General features: G+C 62.9%; 15 protein-coding genes and 1 tRNA gene. 9 read left to right on the top strand and 7 right to left on the bottom strand.

All coding sequences use genetic code 11. From position 1 onward, the window contains the following. Positions 1-66 precede the first annotated feature (66 nt). From AYX22_RS16355 to AYX22_RS16335, 5 genes are all read left to right on the top strand, one after another. Positions 67-1,419 (top strand): GAF domain-containing protein, encoded by a 1,353-nt coding sequence (locus AYX22_RS16355; RefSeq protein ID WP_207594324.1) that lies wholly within the window; start codon positions 67-69, stop codon positions 1,417-1,419. 96 nt (positions 1,420-1,515) lie between these two features. Further along, positions 1,516-3,039, top strand: coding sequence for an aldehyde dehydrogenase family protein (locus AYX22_RS16350; protein ID WP_207594323.1), 1,524 nt, complete (start codon positions 1,516-1,518; stop codon positions 3,037-3,039). 42 nt (positions 3,040-3,081) lie between these two features. Continuing rightward, a complete protein-coding gene (gene adhP / locus AYX22_RS16345) occupies positions 3,082-4,092 on the top strand; it encodes an alcohol dehydrogenase AdhP (RefSeq protein ID WP_207597620.1) in 1,011 nt (336 codons plus the stop codon). Beyond that, entirely contained in the window at positions 4,092-4,508 is a 417-nt protein-coding gene (locus AYX22_RS16340; protein WP_207594322.1) for a DUF779 domain-containing protein, read from the top strand. The genes adhP and AYX22_RS16340 overlap by 1 nt, the downstream gene beginning before the upstream one ends. A gap of 166 nt (positions 4,509-4,674) precedes the next feature. After that, positions 4,675-6,228 carry an amino acid permease gene (locus AYX22_RS16335; RefSeq protein WP_207594321.1) on the top strand — a complete coding sequence of 518 codons (1,554 nt, stop codon included), beginning with the start codon at positions 4,675-4,677 and terminating at the stop codon, positions 6,226-6,228. 119 nt (positions 6,229-6,347) lie between these two features. On the opposite strand, the gene AYX22_RS16330 is transcribed toward AYX22_RS16335, so the two are convergent. The 4 genes from AYX22_RS16330 to AYX22_RS16315 form a co-directional block, all read right to left on the bottom strand. Further along, positions 6,348-6,983, bottom strand: coding sequence for a DUF2461 domain-containing protein (locus AYX22_RS16330; protein WP_207594320.1), 636 nt, complete (start codon positions 6,981-6,983; stop codon positions 6,348-6,350). A gap of 133 nt (positions 6,984-7,116) precedes the next feature. Continuing rightward, entirely contained in the window at positions 7,117-8,598 is a 1,482-nt protein-coding gene (locus AYX22_RS16325) for a catalase (RefSeq protein ID WP_207594319.1), read from the bottom strand. A gap of 14 nt (positions 8,599-8,612) precedes the next feature. Continuing rightward, on the bottom strand, positions 8,613-9,089 hold the full coding sequence (locus AYX22_RS16320) for a Fur family transcriptional regulator (RefSeq protein WP_017199873.1): 477 nt from the start codon (positions 9,087-9,089) through the stop codon (positions 8,613-8,615). Between the two features lie 30 nt (positions 9,090-9,119). Next, positions 9,120-9,896 carry a hypothetical protein gene (locus AYX22_RS16315; RefSeq protein WP_207594318.1) on the bottom strand — a complete coding sequence of 259 codons (777 nt, stop codon included), beginning with the start codon at positions 9,894-9,896 and terminating at the stop codon, positions 9,120-9,122. A 91-nt stretch (positions 9,897-9,987) separates the two neighbouring features. Here AYX22_RS16315 and AYX22_RS16310 point away from each other — a divergent pair, with 91 nt between their 5' ends. Both AYX22_RS16310 and htpX read left to right on the top strand, forming a co-directional pair. Continuing rightward, positions 9,988-11,259, top strand: a complete 1,272-nt coding sequence (locus AYX22_RS16310) for an MFS transporter (protein WP_207594317.1) — start codon at positions 9,988-9,990, stop codon at positions 11,257-11,259. Between the two features lie 110 nt (positions 11,260-11,369). Further along, positions 11,370-12,239: a zinc metalloprotease HtpX gene (gene htpX, locus AYX22_RS16305; protein ID WP_207594316.1), complete on the top strand. Its 870-nt coding sequence runs from the start codon at positions 11,370-11,372 to the stop codon at positions 12,237-12,239. A gap of 192 nt (positions 12,240-12,431) precedes the next feature. On the opposite strand, the gene AYX22_RS16300 is transcribed toward htpX, so the two are convergent. Further along, the gene (locus AYX22_RS16300; protein ID WP_017200185.1) at positions 12,432-12,923 is read right to left on the bottom strand and encodes a YajQ family cyclic di-GMP-binding protein; all 492 of its coding nucleotides are present in this window, start codon (positions 12,921-12,923) and stop codon (positions 12,432-12,434) included. 181 nt (positions 12,924-13,104) lie between these two features. Between AYX22_RS16300 and AYX22_RS16295 the strand changes: the two genes are divergently transcribed. Together AYX22_RS16295 and AYX22_RS16290 are read left to right on the top strand one after the other, a co-directional pair. Continuing rightward, complete coding sequence (locus AYX22_RS16295; protein WP_207594315.1) at positions 13,105-13,371, top strand: hypothetical protein; 267 nt, start codon at positions 13,105-13,107, stop codon at positions 13,369-13,371. Between the two features lie 127 nt (positions 13,372-13,498). After that, positions 13,499-13,580 (top strand) — tRNA-Tyr (locus AYX22_RS16290). A 270-nt stretch (positions 13,581-13,850) separates the two neighbouring features. Here the strand turns inward: AYX22_RS16290 and AYX22_RS16285 are convergent. Both AYX22_RS16285 and AYX22_RS16280 read right to left on the bottom strand, forming a co-directional pair. After that, on the bottom strand, positions 13,851-14,642 hold the full coding sequence (locus tag AYX22_RS16285) for a potassium channel family protein (protein WP_207594314.1): 792 nt from the start codon (positions 14,640-14,642) through the stop codon (positions 13,851-13,853). Positions 14,643-14,726: 84 nt separating this feature from the next. Further along, positions 14,727-14,948, bottom strand: a complete 222-nt coding sequence (locus AYX22_RS16280) for a hypothetical protein (RefSeq protein ID WP_089595880.1) — start codon at positions 14,946-14,948, stop codon at positions 14,727-14,729. Positions 14,949-14,981: the final 33 nt, after the last annotated feature.

Below are 14,981 nucleotides of genomic sequence, written 5' to 3'. Positions count from 1 at the left end.
CTTCACCGTACTGTCCCGCCCACCACACGTGCAGAGCACCGTTAGTGCGGACTACCAGGGAGTTCGATGAGGAATCCAATCCATCCGCCTGTTCCAGGCAGCGAGGCCGCGGCGCTGGTGCAGAAGCGTGCCTTGATGGGCCACGAGCGCTTGGACTCCATCCGTCCCGGAACCACGGCAGCCACCCAGGAGATCTCAGGCCTTCGCCGCTTGGTGCGCGAGTCCTGGCAGCGTTCGGCCAGCCTGCAAGCCAACCCCGACGTCGCAGAGGCTCCCCTCGCGATGGACCAGGACGAGCTGGAGGAATACCGCCGGCAGCATCCGCTGGCCACCATCATGCCCGTGATCAAGAAGCTGCTGGTCCAACCCAGCCATGACAGCGGCCTGTTGGTGGCGGTGGGCGACGACGTCGGCCGGCTCCTGTGGGTGGATGGCGACCCGGTGATGCAGCGCCGCGCTGAAAGCATGATGTTCGTGGCCGGCGCCGACTGGTCCGAGGCTTCCGTGGGCACCAGCGCACCCGGCACGGCACTCGCCTTGGACCGAAGCATCCAGATCTCCGGTGCTGAACACTTCAAACGCTCCGTCCACCCGTGGAGTTGCACCGCGGTTCCTTTCCACGACCCCGATTCCGGTGCCGTGCTGGGCGTCGTGGATATCACGGGCACCGAAACCGCCGTCGCCGCGCACACCCTCTCCCTGGTGGAGGCCACGGTCGCCGCTGCGCAGGCCCAGTTGCGGATCGAACGCCTGACGCTGGCCGCGGCCGTCCGCGAGAAACCACGACGCCGGAGCGCAGCCGCCACCTCCGGCCATGCCCTGTACCGCAACAGCCTGCAACTGTTGGGCCGCGACCAGGCCCTTCTCAGCATCGACGGCCGGACCGTGTCCCTTTCCGCGCGGCACAGTGAAATCCTGGCCATCCTGGGCAGCCATCCTGACGGGCTCAGCGCTGAGGACCTCTGCGCCCAGTTGTACCCCGGAGACGGCTACTCGGCCACGTTGCGGGCCGAGATGGTGCGCCTCCGCAAAGTGATCCAGGAGCTTAGCCCGGACGCGGTTCCTGAATCGCGTCCATACCGGCTCCCCGTGGAGTTGCTTCCCGACTCCGGCCAGGTGCTCAACTGCTTACAGCGTGGCGCCCATCGCATTGCCCTGGAAATCTACAAAGGTGCGGTCCTGCCACGCTCGGAGGCGCCCGGCGTCGTGCAGTTGCGTGAGCGGGTTTCGCATCTGCTGCGTGAGGCGCTGCTCAGCGACGGCAGCGTTGATTCGCTCCTGAAGTACGCTGAGCTGCCCGAGGCGAAGTACGACGTCGACCTCCGCCTTGCGGTGCTGAAGCTGCTGCCGCCGCGCTCGCCCAAGCGGGCCGCCGTCGTCGCGGATCTTGAGCGGATCGAAACGGAACTCAAAGCGTGAGCTGACTCACATGGTTGCAACGTAGCTGCAACCTCCCGACTCCTAGGCTCGGATCAATGGCGACAGCCACCGTGATTCGCAGCAAAGGAGCTAGCAATGACTGTTTACGCACAGCCGGGTGCCGAGGGTTCGAAGGTCACGTTCAAGGACCGCTACGAAAATTGGATCGGCGGCGAATGGGTTGCCCCGGTCAAGGGCGCTTACTTCGAGAACATCACACCGGTTACGGGCAAGGCCTTCTGCGAAGTTGCCCGCGGCACCGCCGAGGACATCGAGCTGGCGCTGGACGCCGCCCACAAGGTTGCACCCTCATGGGGCAAGACCTCCGCCACCGAGCGAGCAGCCATCCTGAACAAGATCGCCGACCGCATTGACGAGAACGTGGAGCTCCTCGCGGTTGCTGAGACCTGGGACAACGGCAAACCGGTCCGCGAGACCCTTAACGCCGACATCCCGTTGGCAGCGGACCACTTCCGCTACTTCGCCTCCGCCGTCCGGGCGCAGGAAGGCCACCTGTCCCAGCTTGACGAGGACACCACGGCTTACCACTTCAAGGAGCCGCTGGGCGTTGTTGGCCAGATCATCCCTTGGAACTTCCCCATCCTCATGGCGGTCTGGAAGCTGGCACCCGCGCTCGCCGCCGGCAACGCCGTGGTGCTCAAGCCCGCCGAGCAGACGCCGACGTCCATCCTGGTCCTCATGGAACTCATCGGAGACCTCCTTCCGGCCGGCGTGGTGAACGTCGTGAACGGCTTCGGTGTTGAGGCCGGAAAGCCGCTGGCTTCCAGCTCCCGGATCCGCAAGATCGCTTTTACGGGTGAGACCACCACTGGCCGTTTGATCAGCCAGTACGCGTCGAACAACCTCATTCCGGTCACGCTGGAACTGGGCGGCAAGAGCCCGAACATCTTCTTCGATGACGTCGCCGACCAGAACGATGCCTTCTACGACAAGGCCCAGGAAGGATTCACGCTCTTTGCCTTCAACCAAGGCGAAGTCTGCACCTGCCCATCCCGCGCCCTGGTCCAGGAAGGCATCTACGACTCCTTCATGGCCGACGTCACGGCCAGGACCAGCAAGATCATCCAGGGCAACCCGCTGGACACCGACACCCAGGTTGGAGCCCAGGCCTCCAACGACCAACTGGAGAAGATCCTGTCCTACATCGACATTGGAAAGCAGGAGGGCGCCAAGGTGCTCACCGGTGGTGCCCGGGCGGAGCTTTCGGGTGACCTGGCAGGCGGCTACTACGTGCAGCCCACCATTTTCGAAGGCCACAACCGGATGCGGATCTTCCAGGAGGAGATCTTCGGCCCGGTGGTGTCCGTCACCAAGTTCAGCGACTACAACGACGCCATCGGCATCGCCAACGACACTCTCTACGGCTTGGGTGCCGGAGTCTGGTCGCGCAATGGAAACGTCGCCTACCGCGCAGGCCGGGAAATCCAGGCCGGCCGCGTGTGGGTCAACAACTACCACGCCTACCCGGCAGGGGCTGCGTTCGGCGGCTACAAGTCCTCAGGTATTGGCCGTGAGAACCACGCCATGATGCTGGACCACTACCAGCAGACCAAGAACCTCCTGGTCAGCTACAACGAGAACAAGCTCGGCTTCTTCTAAACCGTCTTGTCTACCGATCAAAGGAGATCGTCAATGACCACCATGCAAGCTGCAGTCGTCACCAAGTTCGGTACCGACCTCGAGATCAAGGAAGTGGAAAGGCCGACGCCGGGTCCCGGCCAGGCGCTGGTCCGCCTCATCACCTCGGGGGTATGTCACACCGACCTGCACGCCGCCGAAGGCGACTGGCCGGTCAAGCCGACGCCACCGTTTATCCCGGGCCATGAAGGTGTGGGAGAAGTAGTGGCCCTCGGCGAGGGTGTCACGGATGTTGCTGTCGGCGACCTGGTGGGCAATGCCTGGCTTTGGTCTGCCTGCGGTGACTGCCAGTACTGCCGGACCGGGTGGGAAACCCTGTGCGAGTCCCAGCAGAACGGTGGCTACAGCGTGGATGGCTCGTTCGGTGAGTACATGCTGGTGGACACACGCTTTGCCGCTCGGATTCCGGAGGGCTCGGACCCCGTGGAAGTGGCGCCCGTCCTGTGCGCCGGCGTCACGGTCTACAAGGGCCTCAAGATGACGGAAGCCAGGCCGGGACAATGGGTCACTATTTCCGGGATCGGCGGACTGGGCCACATCGCGGTTCAGTACGCGGTGGCCATGGGGCTTCGCGTGGTTGCCGTGGACATTGCCGACGACAAGCTGGCTCTGGCCCGCGAGCACGGCGCCGAACTGACGGTCAACGCCCTCCACGAGGACCCGGCGGAAGTCATTCAGCGGGAAACCGGCGGTTGCCACGGAGTCCTGGTGACGGCCGTGCACCCGTCGGCCTTTGGACAAGCGATCGGTATGGCTCGTCGTGGCGGAACGATCGTCTTCAACGGGTTGCCACCAGGAGACTTCCCGGCGCCCATCTTCGAGATCGTCCTCAAGGGCCTGACCGTCCGCGGCTCGATCGTGGGCACAAGGCAGGATCTTGAAGAGGCGCTGGAATTCTACGCCCAGGGAAAGATCAAGCCAACGGTCTCTACCCGGGAGCTCTCCGAGGTCAACGCGGTCTTTGACGAGATGAAGCACGCCAAGATCGACGGCCGTGTGGTGCTGAAGTTCTGATGAATCCCAACGGCTTGGAAGCCGCGGTGACGCTGCCCGGGGAAGACTTCTCCCGGGTGGCGCTCACTGCGGTGTCCGTGGAACTGCTCCGTAAGCTTTGGGACCAGCATGGGCCTCTCATGTTCCATCAGTCGGGCGGCTGCTGCGACGGCTCCGCCCCCATGTGCTACCCGGCGGGGGAGTTCCTGACCGGCGACTCCGATATCCTCCTTGGCAGGTTCGACATTGGAATCGGCGGCGAGCCACAGCCTCTCGAGTTTTGGATGTCCAAGGAACAGTTCAACTACTGGTCCCACACCCACCTCACCGTAGATGTGGTTCCGGGCCGGGGGAGTGGGTTCTCCGTTGAGTCTCCCGAAGGGAAGCGGTTCCTGATCCGTTCAACCCTCATGGACTGGGACGTGCCCAGCATTTAGGGTGGCTGGCTGGTGTGATCGACGCTACGTGCCTTCATCACACCAGCCACACCTGTCACGGGAATTGCGTAGGCGTCTCACTATCTGGGATAAATATGGCCGTCCATTGGCCGGACACTATTCTTGATGAGTCCTATACCACTCCCATCCAGAATGTGGCATTTTTATGAACATTTTCAGGACCAAGTCAATCGAGCAGTCGATCGCCGATGCCGACGAACCCGGTCGCAAGCTCAAGCGCAGCCTGAGCACCTGGGACCTCATGATCATGGGCGTCGCCGTTGCTGTCGGCGCCGGTATCTTCTCCGTCGGCGCCAAGGCCGCTGCCAACTTTGCCGGCCCCGCCGTCACCATTAGCTTTGCCATTGCAGCTGTCACCTGTGCTTTGGCCATCATGTGCTACGCCGAGTTCGCCACGGCGATCCCCGTGGCAGGCTCCGCCTACGTCTTCACGTACGCCACCATGGGCGAAGTCCTTGCGTGGATCATTGGCTGGAACCTCATCCTTGAACTCTTCACCGCCGCAGCCGTGATCGCCAAGTACTGGGGCATCTACCTCAGTACGGTCTTTGGCTTGATGGGCGTGGAGATGCCACCGTCAATCCAGGTAGCCGGCGTTGACCTCTACTGGGGTGCGTTCCTCATTGTTGCGATCTTCACAGTGCTGCTGGTGCTGGGGACAAAGCTGTCCGCCCGCGTCGGCAACGTCTTTACGTTGATCAAGATTGCGGTGGTGCTGTTCGTGATCGTGGTTGGTTTCAGCTACGTGAAGTTCTCCAACTACACCCCCTTCATTCCAGCCTCCGAGCCCACCGACTCCGGCGCCGCCGACGTTATGAAGCAGTCCTTCTTCGGCTTCCTCACAGGCGCCGCTCCGGCCCAGTATGGAACCCTGGGCGTCTTCGCCGGCGCAGCCTTGGTCTTCTTCGCCTTTATCGGCTTCGACGTAGTGGCGACCTCCGCAGAAGAGGTCAAGAACCCGCAGAAGACCCTTCCCCGGGGCATCTTCGGTGGCCTTGCCGTAGTGACGCTGCTGTACATCCTGGTCTCCCTTGCGCTGACTGGCATGGTTTCCTACACACAATTGGCCGAGGTGAAGAACCCCACCCTGACCACAGCTTTCGAAGCCGTGGGCAACACTGATGCTGCCAAGATCATCGCCTTCGGTTCCCTGGTGGGCTTGACCACCGTGATCATGGTGCTGCTGATGGGCCTGTCCCGCGTGGTCCTGGCAATGAGCCGCGACGGACTCCTGCCACGTTCGCTGTCCAAAACCAGCGAAAAGCGTTCCACGCCGGCCCGTTTGCAGATCATCTGCGGTGCGGCCGTAGCCCTGGTGGCCGGCGTAACGAAGGTGGACCTGCTCGAGGAAATGATCAACATCGGAACGCTGTCTGCGTTCGTGATGGTGAGCCTGGGCATCCTGGTGCTGCGCAAGAAGCGCCCGGACCTCAAGCCCGCCTTCCGCGTTCCGTTCGGCAAGGTCTTGCCGTGGGTCTCAGCAATCCTCTGCCTTTACCTGATGACGAACCTGGCTGTGGAAACCTGGATCTTCTTCGCGATCTGGCTGGTCATTGGCATGGTCATCTACTTCTCCTACGGCCAGCGCCACTCACGGCTCAATGAGAAGTTCGCTGCGGCCAAGGCCTCCGTGAACGGTGCTCCCGGAAGCCGCCAGGTCGACGGCGACGAGGACGAAGACAGCTACACGAAGGTCTAAACCAATCGCGGCAGCTTGTCAGACAGCTGCACTCGTTAGCTCCAGAAGTCGCTCCATGAAGCGCCCGGGAACCATCGGTTTCCGGGCGCTTTTGCGCGTTCCCGCCAACACCAGCGCCATTACGGCGCCGCGTGAACGCCGACCCATTCCACCAGCGGCCTCAGCACTTCCCACCGGGCAGCAATCTCGTTACGGGCTGCGGGAGTGGAGAGCCACTCCGGTTGGCCAACCTCAACGCCGGCCGACAACGACTTGTGTTTGAGGAGCTCTCCGCGCGGATGATCCTTGTCGAATCCCCGCGGGACAGTCTTCAGCTTCTCGCCTTCGATGGCGAAGCCGGCGGCGGCCACAGCACCGACGATCTCCTGCAGTTCCAACCCACTGTCAGGAGCATCCACTGCCGCCCGGAAACGGGCCAGCTGCGCCGGAGTGTGCGAGTGGTAGCCCCCGCCGATCAGCAGGCCATCGGCGCTGATCTGGACGTAGAAGCCAACACCTTCCTGAGTAGCTGCAAAGGCCCCTTGCGCTGTCTTGTACGGAGACTTGTCCTGGGAGAACCGGATATCGCGGTTGGGACGAAAGATCTTGGCTGGCCCGAACTGCGGCTCCAACTCTGAAAGGAGAACTGTCAGCGGCTCTTTGACCTCGGCGTCGTACGTGGTTTTGTGTTCAAGCCACCACTCACGGTTGTTGTTCTCTTCGAGCTCGGCGTAGAAACGGAATGCGGCGGTAGGGATGCCTTCGAATGTGGTCATAGAAGGATCCTAGGGACGGCGATACCCGCCCAGCCATAGCCAAAGAAGGCTATGTGGAAAAACAAAAAGAACACCCCGCCGCGGAGAAGATCCGCGACGGGGTGTTCCAGGAAATGCTGGAGAGCGAAGACGCTTAGAGCTTGTTGGCTGCTTCGGCGTCGGACTCGGTCTGACCTGCACCGAGGTTGGCGCGGAGCTTGGCGCCAAGATCGGAGTCAACGTTGGTCCAGTACTGGATGGCGCGTTCCTTGATGTCAGCGTTCTTCACGCCGCCAACAGCACCGGTGATGGTGTCCAGGAGGCGGGCCTTGGCAGCGTCATCGTAGACCTCGCGGTACAAGGTACCGGCCTGGCCGAAGTCGTCGTCCTCAGCGTGCAGGGTGTGGGCGGAGAGGGTGAGCTCGCCGTCGTTCTCCCAGCCACCGGCGGGCGACGTCGGCTCAACAGCAGCCGGGCCACCAACGGAGTTCGGTGCGTACACCGGGGTGGACGGGGAGTTGAACAGGTAACGACCCTGGCCGTCCTGGCTGTAGTTGTTGACCTGGTTCTTGGGCTGGTTCACCGGGATCTGTGCGTGGTTGGTGCCAACGCGGTAACGGTGTGCGTCTGCGTAGGAGAAGATGCGGGCCTGCAGCATCTTGTCCGGGGAAGCGGCAATGCCCGGTACGAAGTTCGACGGCGCGAAGGTGGCCTGCTCGATCTGCGCGAAGTAGTTTTCCGGGTTCTTGTTCAGCTCCATGGTGCCCACGTGGATCAGCGGGTAGTCCGAGTGCGGCCAGACCTTGGTGAGGTCGAACGGGTTGAAGCGGTACGTCTTGGCGTCCTCGTACGGCATGACCTGGACGTGCAGTTCCCAGGAGGGGAAGTTGCCGGCGTCGATGTTTTCCTGGAGGTCGCGGATGTAGAAGTCCGCATCCGAACCGGCAAGCTGCTCAGCCTGGTCGCCGGTGATGGTCTTGACGCCCTGGTTGGACTTGAAGTGGTACTTGACCCAGAAGCGCTCGCCGGCGGCGTTGATCCACTGGTAGGTGTGCGAGCCGTAGCCCTGCATTTCACGCCAGGAAGCCGGGAGGCCGCGGTCGCCCATGAGCCAGGTGACCTGGTGGGCGGACTCGGGGGAGAGGGTCCAGAAGTCCCACTGCATGTCAGCGTCACGCAGGTGGCTGCCCGGGAGGCGCTTCTGGGAGTGGATGAAGTCAGGGAACTTGATGCCGTCGCGGATGAAGAAGACGGGGGTGTTGTTGCCAACGAGGTCGTAGTTGCCCTCGGAGGTGTAGAACTTCACGGCGAAACCGCGGGGGTCACGCCAGGTATCGGGAGAACCGTTCTCGCCGGCGACGGAGGAGAAACGGATCAGCATGTCCGTCTCGACGCCCGGCTGGAGGAAGGCTGCCTTGGTGTAGGCCGAAACGTCCGAGGTGGTCTTGAACGTACCAAATGCGCCGCCACCCTTGGCGTGCACTACACGCTCCGGGACCCGCTCGCGGTTGAACTGTGCAAGCTTTTCCACCAGGTAGTGGTCGGTGAGGATGATGGCACCGTCAGCGCCGACGGACTTGGAGTGCGCGTCGGAGGTAACGGGGGCACCTGACTGGGTAGTTGAAATGGCAGTCATTGTTCTCCTTTTTCTTATTTCTGAGTTACGGAAGTTACGGGAAGCTGTTGTTTGGACTGGCAGTCCTGGCAGATGCCCTGGTACAGGACGTCTGCGATCTGGATGGTCATGGGCTTGGAGTTCTCATCCCAGTGCGGGGTGAGGCACGGTGCGTGTCCCACGGCGCAATCGACGTCCTCCACTTTGCCGCAACTGATGCAGACGGCGTGGTGGTGGTTGTCGCCCACCCGGGTCTCGTAAAGGGCCGGGGAGTGCGGAGGCTCAAAGCGTCGCAACATCTGCAGGTCCGTCAGGTCGCTGAGAACCACGTAAACGGACTGCGCCGTCAGTTCAGGAAGCTCTTTGCGGGCAGCGGCAAGGATGCCTTCAGCCGGAGAGTGCGGATGGTGCTGGACCGCGGCGAGCACTGCCAGCCGCTGTTTGGTCACACGCCGGCCGTGGGCATGCAGGGCAGCTGCCCATTCTGCTTGCTCGGCTGTGTGATCTGTCATGCATTCATTGAAACACTTATTTTGAGGAGTTCACAATAAGGCAAGGCTAACTTCCGGTGAATTGAACAGATCTTCCAGGGGATTGTGGTCTTCGGCTGCCGATCTGCGGACTGCATGGACCCGAACAGGGGCACTTGTGCCCGCTCCTTCCAGGGCCACGCAACTGACACCGCTGAAGCCGCCAGTCCGGGGGAGTGCGGTCAGGGCTGCACCCATCGCCAGTAACTCGACCGGCCTGACCTCGCTGATGGCCGCCACGTTCCTGACGGGTTCGAGGATCGTATGGCGGGGACCCGCGTCCACAGCCCGGACCAGCGGTTCCGGCCCTGAAAGAGGCTCGACGCCGGCACGCACCGTAGCGTCGGATCCCACCATGGTTTCCGGTACGGCCAGCCTGAGCGCCTCGCGCAGGGCAGCATCGGTGGCTTCCAGATCGTGGTCCGTCTCGCCAGCCCGTCGGTGCGCCGGAAGCGAAAGCTGGTGTCCCGGCGTCGTGGTTTCTCCGTCCCACCGGCTGAAGAGGTGGAATGTCGGCGTTGACGATTCCGCTACAGGCTCTCCAATGGCTGAGCCCAGGGGATGCCATTGGTAAGCAAACATGATGGCGCAGCGGGTGGCACCAAGGACGTCGGCCAAGGCGGCACGGACCAGGCCGTGGCAGAAAAGCCAGTCCGTGGCCGAGGGGTGTGCAAACTCTGTTGCGGGATCCGACAACCGGATGACGACATGCCCGGCAGTAAGGGGGTGACGTGGCCTGGCGATCTCCCAAAAAGCCGAACGGTACAGCAATCGTCGCGATGTGACCATGTCAACTCCTTCCCCCGGGTGAGCCTACCAAGCGGTGCCCGCAGGCGGGAGGGTGCGGGGCAGCCGCCGCAACGGTCGTTAAGGTAGGACGGTGGCGAAACTACTGGCAGACATCACCCCGTTGAAGGAGAGCCCGGCTTTCCGGCGGCTCTGGCTGGGCGCATCGGTGGCTGCCATCGGTACCCAACTGACGTTGGTGGCGGTCAGCCTGGAGGTCTACCGGCTCACCCAGGAGAGCTTCTACGTGGGACTGCTGGGCATCTTCGCGCTGGTCCCGTTGGTGATCGCCGGACTCTACGGCGGGTCCATCTCGGACGCCTATGATCGCCGCAAAGTGGCCATCATCGCCTCCCTTGTGCTCTGGGCGACCACTGCGGGGCTTGCCTTGCAGGCATGGCTGGAGATCGGCAACATTTGGATACTCTACGCACTGGTGGCCATCCAAAGTGGAGCGCAAGGCATCAACGGCCCCGCCCGCAGCGCCATCATTCCGTTGCTGGTCCGTAAGGACCTGCTCCCTGCAGCCAACGCACTGAGCATGTTGACGTTCGGCCTGTCCATGACTGCCGGACCACTCCTGGCAGGCGTTCTGGTGGCCACCATCGGCTTCGGCTGGACCTACACGATCGATGTCATCAGCTTCACGTTCGCCCTCTGGGGCCTCTTCAAGCTCCCGCCCTTGCCGCCGTCCAAGGACGCTGTGCGGCCGGGGCTGCGATCAGTGGTGGAAGGGTTCCGCTTCCTGGGTACCCGCCCCAACGTCCGCATGACCTTCATCATCGACCTCATCGCCATGATCTGCGCCCAACCCCGTGCCCTCATGCCGGCCATCGGTGCGGTCATGATCGGCGGAGGTGAAACCACGGTGGGTGTGCTGCTTGCGTCCACGGCTGTGGGTGCCTTCCTCGCAGGCCTGTTTTCCGGGCCACTGGGCCGGGTGCGGCGGCAGGGCAGCGCTGTCGTGTGGTCCGTGGTGGGTTGGGGAGCCTCCATTGCGGGCTTCGGGCTGGTGGTACTGCTGGCGGGGGACTCGGGACGCGATGGAGTTACGCCGTGGCTGATTCCGGCAGCCCTGTGCTGTGCCCTTGCCGGTATTTCAGACTCCGTCAGCGCCGTCTTCCGCACCACCATCCTCCAGTCGGCCACCCCGGATCATCTGCGCGGCCGGCTGCAGGGCGTGTTCATCGTGGTGGTGGCGGGGGGACCGAGGGTGGGGGACATGCTGGCCGGAGGTGTCACACAGTTCCTCAGCGAGGGCGGAGTGTTGCTGATAGGTGGACTCCTCTGCATCGTCCTGGCGTGGCTGGCTTCGCGCTTTCAGCCCGGGTTCGTTGCCTACGACGCCAAACACCCGGTGCCCTAGCACTGCCGTCCACGCCGCCGCCGTAGGCTGGGATCGGAACATGACGACCGGCGTCGGCGTTAATCCGTACAGAACCCCTGCTGGAGCCGAAGGAAGAGGCAAGAACCACCGTGCACAAACACAACAATGGACTCAAGACGGCGGCACTGTTCGGCGTGCTGTGGGCGGTGTTGTTGGGTTTGGGCGCCCTCATCGCAGCGGGCACGCGCAGCACCACGCCCATCTGGATCATGGCGTTGATCGGCGTCGGCACCACCGCCTACGGATACTGGAACAGCGACAAGATCGCCATCCGGTCCATGGCCGCCTACCCGGTCACTGAGTCCCAGGCTCCTCATCTGTACCAGATCGTTCGGGAGCTTTCCGTCAGGGCCAACAAGCCAATGCCGCGGATCTACCTGTCGCCCACCATGACCCCCAACGCCTTTGCCACCGGCCGCAACCCCAAGAACGCCGCCGTGTGCTGCACCGAAGGGATCCTGCACCTCCTGGATGCCCGGGAACTCCGGGGAGTGCTGGGGCATGAACTGATGCACGTGTACAACCGCGACATCCTGACCTCGTCGGTGGCTGCTGCAGTGGCCGGAGTCATTACGTCCGTGGGGCAGATGCTGCTGATCTTCGGCAGCGGGGACCGGCGCAACGCCAACCCGCTGGCCACCATCGCCATGGCGTTGCTGGCTCCGTTCGCGGCTTCGCTCATCCAGATGGCCATCTCCCGCACGCGGGAGTACGACGCCGATGAGGACGGTGCCGAGCTCACCGGCGATCCGCTGGCACTCGCCTCAGCCCTGCGCAAGATCGAGTCCGGCGTCACCCAGCTGCCGCTCCCGCAGGACCAGAAGCTCGTCAACGCGTCGCACTTGATGATTGCCAACCCGTTCCGGGGCGGCGGCATGCGCCGCATGTTCTCCACCCACCCGCCGATGAATGAACGGATCAGCCGCTTGGAACAGATGGCCGGCCGCCCGCTTTCCTAGGTTCACAGTGAACCGGTCACGCCCGGACTACGCGAACAGCCCCTCGCCGATGAAGCCACCTTGCCGGACTGACCTGGATGGGACCATCCGTGGCGCCCGTGGTCTTGGTGTTGTCCGTATTCCCGGGCAGCAAAAAGCCGGGATGCGGACCCCTTGGTGGGCCTGCATCCCGGCTTTTCGAACGGTGTGCGACTAGCTGCGGAAGTTCACGAACTGCAGGTCGGCCTCTTCGAACTTCTTCAGGATGTTCATGGTTTCCTGAAGGTCGTCACGGGACTTGGAGGTCACGCGGAGTTCGTCGCCCTGGATCTGGGACTTGACGGACTTGGGGGCTTCATCGCGGATGATCTTGTTGATCTTCTTGGCGATGTCCTGGGCAATGCCCTCCTTGATGGTGCACTCCAGGCGGAATTCCTTGCCGGAGGGGAAGGGCTCGCCCTGGTCCAGGGACTTCAGCGAGATGCCGCGCTTGATCAGCTTGGACTGGAAAACATCCAGGACAGCAAGCACCCGGTCCTCGGAATTGGCCTTCATGAGGATCTTCTCGCCGCTGAAGTCGATCTCCGCGCCAACACCCTTGAAATCATATCGCTGCGCGATTTCCTTCTGGGACTGGTTCAGCGCGTTGGCGACCTCTTGCTTGTCTACCTTGCTGACGACGTCGAATGTGGATTCGCCTGCCATGACTCTCCTTAGGTTGGGGGCCCTGTGAGGGCGGGTTGGTCTGGCATCCAGCCTAGTACGGAAGGTGCTGCTTGGGGCGGTGGAGCGCATTCACAGTTCGCTCACAGCACATGCAAGGTTGGAACTGAGGCTGCGGGTTGAGAGTTGTACCAGTTGGAAGAACGCATAGTGGAGGATCAGCATGAGCAGCAAGGCCGTCCAGTCCATCAGTAAATCCGCTACTGCAGCGGCTGGCTCCCTTGGCACGGCAGCAGTTGCCGCAGCCAGTGCAGTGGCGGCAGCGGCGGTTGCGGCATCGATCGTCCTGAGCCCTGTTCCCGACGCCACCTCACGCATGGACGGAGTGCACGCTGACCTGCTGCGGGCCGTGCAGCTCAACCAGATCACCGCCGAGCAGGCTGAAAAGTTCGAAGCGAAACTGGCTGGCAGGATCCTCGGCGAAGCCTGAAATACCGCGAAATCCAGGGCGCCTGTCCTCGATTAGATTCTTCGCAGAAAGTTCTGTAAGGTTGTCTCTGCCTTCGGTTACCGGATCGAAAGAAATGGTCTCCGGAAGTGATCTTCTTTTGAAGTTCGGCAGATTACCCGAGCGGCCAAAGGGGGCTGACTGTAAATCAGCTGGCAACGCCTACGGGGGTTCGAATCCCTCATCTGCCACCCAAGGAAAATCCCCGGAACCACTGGTTCCGGGGATTTTTTTGTGTGTCCAGCGAGTTCCCGCCGCCGGATCCCTGCCGGGTGATCGGGCTGTTGGCCGCCTTGCTCGACCGTGCGCGGCATGGGATCCGAACGAGCACAGGTTCGCCGTGCCGCCACCACCACCTTTGATCGCACTTACCCGGCGACTCGCGGTAACCCAGTGCGTGTCATGGCATCCGGGCTGTCAAAGTAGGTGGTGACGGTACGTGTTCGCGCGGGACGCCGCGCCTAGACCTCGCGCTCCCGCCCGAATTCCGTGGTTTGCCGGACCGCCGTGGCTTCCCGGAGTTCGGCGATCTCCATCCGCAGGGCTGCGATCTCGGTCACCAGGTCAGCCATCTCCGCGCGAACGGGTTCCTCGGCGGCGACCGCCTTCTCTTCGGCTGCCGCTGCCACGCCCTCCGCGTTCTCCTCAATCCGTTGAACCAGCCAGGAAGCGATGGATGCTGTGACAATACCCAGCACCGCGATGCCGCTCATCATGAGGGCCGCGGCCACGATCCTTCCAATGGGGGTCACGGGATACAGGTCTCCGTAGCCCACGGTGGTGATGGTGGTGACGGCCCACCAGGCAGCGTCACCGAAGTTGAGGATCTTGGCGGCGGGGTCGTTCTGCTCGACATCCAGTACGGCCAGTGCGCCGATGAGGATGAGCATCGCGGCCGCTCCTGCCACGTAGGTGGCAACCCGCCCGCGCAAAGTTTCGCCCACGGTGCGCTGGAGAACGGAGAGCAAAGTGACCAACCGCAGCAGCCGCAAGGGCCGGAAGAAGGGGAGCACCACAATCAGGAGTTCGTGCAGGTTCCAGAGGAACCACCGCATCCTGTCTTCGGCAAGCCACAGGTTGACGAAGTAGTCCAGCGCGAAGATGCCCCAGGTAATCCAGAGGACAACCTCGAACGGCACTGCCGCGGCACCGTCCACCCGGCCGATGACCTGCCAGGCATAGGCAGTGAGGAAAATCAGTGCCGTGGCCATGAGGGGCCATTCCACCAGGTCCCGGTATCGCGCTTGTGTCATAGGGGAATACTAGCCACCGCAGGCACCGCAGCCCGGACGGGACTAACGGAGGAGCCCGTGCAGGATGAGCCTGGACCGGACGCCTCAGGCAGCGGGCGTCTCCAGCCAGTATCCGTCGAGGTGGTGGATCAACTGCCTGCCGAGGCCGCCTTTGAGCTGGATCCACAGCGTGCTGCGGTCCTCGGTCATGCCGTCGATGGTTCCCTCAATGCGGTTGCCGCGGGCGTCCTGGAGGACAACGTTCTGGTGGCGTGAAAGTTCGGGCCAGACCTGGCCCTGTGGCCTGGTGGTTTGCAGCGTGCTCAAAGGGTCCCCCTTGTATGGTCATTCATCAGATGA

The organism is Arthrobacter sp. D5-1, from assembly GCF_017357425.1.
In the GTDB taxonomy this organism is placed as follows: domain Bacteria; phylum Actinomycetota; class Actinomycetes; order Actinomycetales; family Micrococcaceae; genus Arthrobacter.
The sequence above is the reverse complement of the archived record's forward strand: the minus strand, read 5'-3'. Positions and strand labels throughout refer to the sequence as shown.

What these genes read in the sequence shown, in the direction of transcription:
- AYX22_RS16325 (WP_207594319.1), bottom strand. Translation starts at nt 8,598, where the DNA reads ATGACTGCCATTTCAACTACCCAGTCAGGTGCCCCCGTTACCTCCGAC.
- adhP (WP_207597620.1), top strand. Translation starts at nt 3,082, where the DNA reads ATGCAAGCTGCAGTCGTCACCAAGTTCGGTACCGACCTCGAGATCAAG.
- AYX22_RS16300 (WP_017200185.1), bottom strand. Translation starts at nt 12,923, where the DNA reads ATGGCAGGCGAATCCACATTCGACGTCGTCAGCAAGGTAGACAAGCAA.
- AYX22_RS16330 (WP_207594320.1), bottom strand. Translation starts at nt 6,983, where the DNA reads ATGACCACATTCGAAGGCATCCCTACCGCCGCATTCCGTTTCTACGCC.
- AYX22_RS16285 (WP_207594314.1), bottom strand. Translation starts at nt 14,642, where the DNA reads ATGACACAAGCGCGATACCGGGACCTGGTGGAATGGCCCCTCATGGCC.
- AYX22_RS16295 (WP_207594315.1), top strand. Translation starts at nt 13,105, where the DNA reads ATGAGCAGCAAGGCCGTCCAGTCCATCAGTAAATCCGCTACTGCAGCG.
- AYX22_RS16315 (WP_207594318.1), bottom strand. Translation starts at nt 9,896, where the DNA reads ATGGTCACATCGCGACGATTGCTGTACCGTTCGGCTTTTTGGGAGATC.
- AYX22_RS16355 (WP_207594324.1), top strand. Translation starts at nt 67, where the DNA reads ATGAGGAATCCAATCCATCCGCCTGTTCCAGGCAGCGAGGCCGCGGCG.
- AYX22_RS16335 (WP_207594321.1), top strand. Translation starts at nt 4,675, where the DNA reads ATGAACATTTTCAGGACCAAGTCAATCGAGCAGTCGATCGCCGATGCC.
- AYX22_RS16320 (WP_017199873.1), bottom strand. Translation starts at nt 9,089, where the DNA reads ATGACAGATCACACAGCCGAGCAAGCAGAATGGGCAGCTGCCCTGCAT.
- AYX22_RS16340 (WP_207594322.1), top strand. Translation starts at nt 4,092, where the DNA reads ATGAATCCCAACGGCTTGGAAGCCGCGGTGACGCTGCCCGGGGAAGAC.
- AYX22_RS16350 (WP_207594323.1), top strand. Translation starts at nt 1,516, where the DNA reads ATGACTGTTTACGCACAGCCGGGTGCCGAGGGTTCGAAGGTCACGTTC.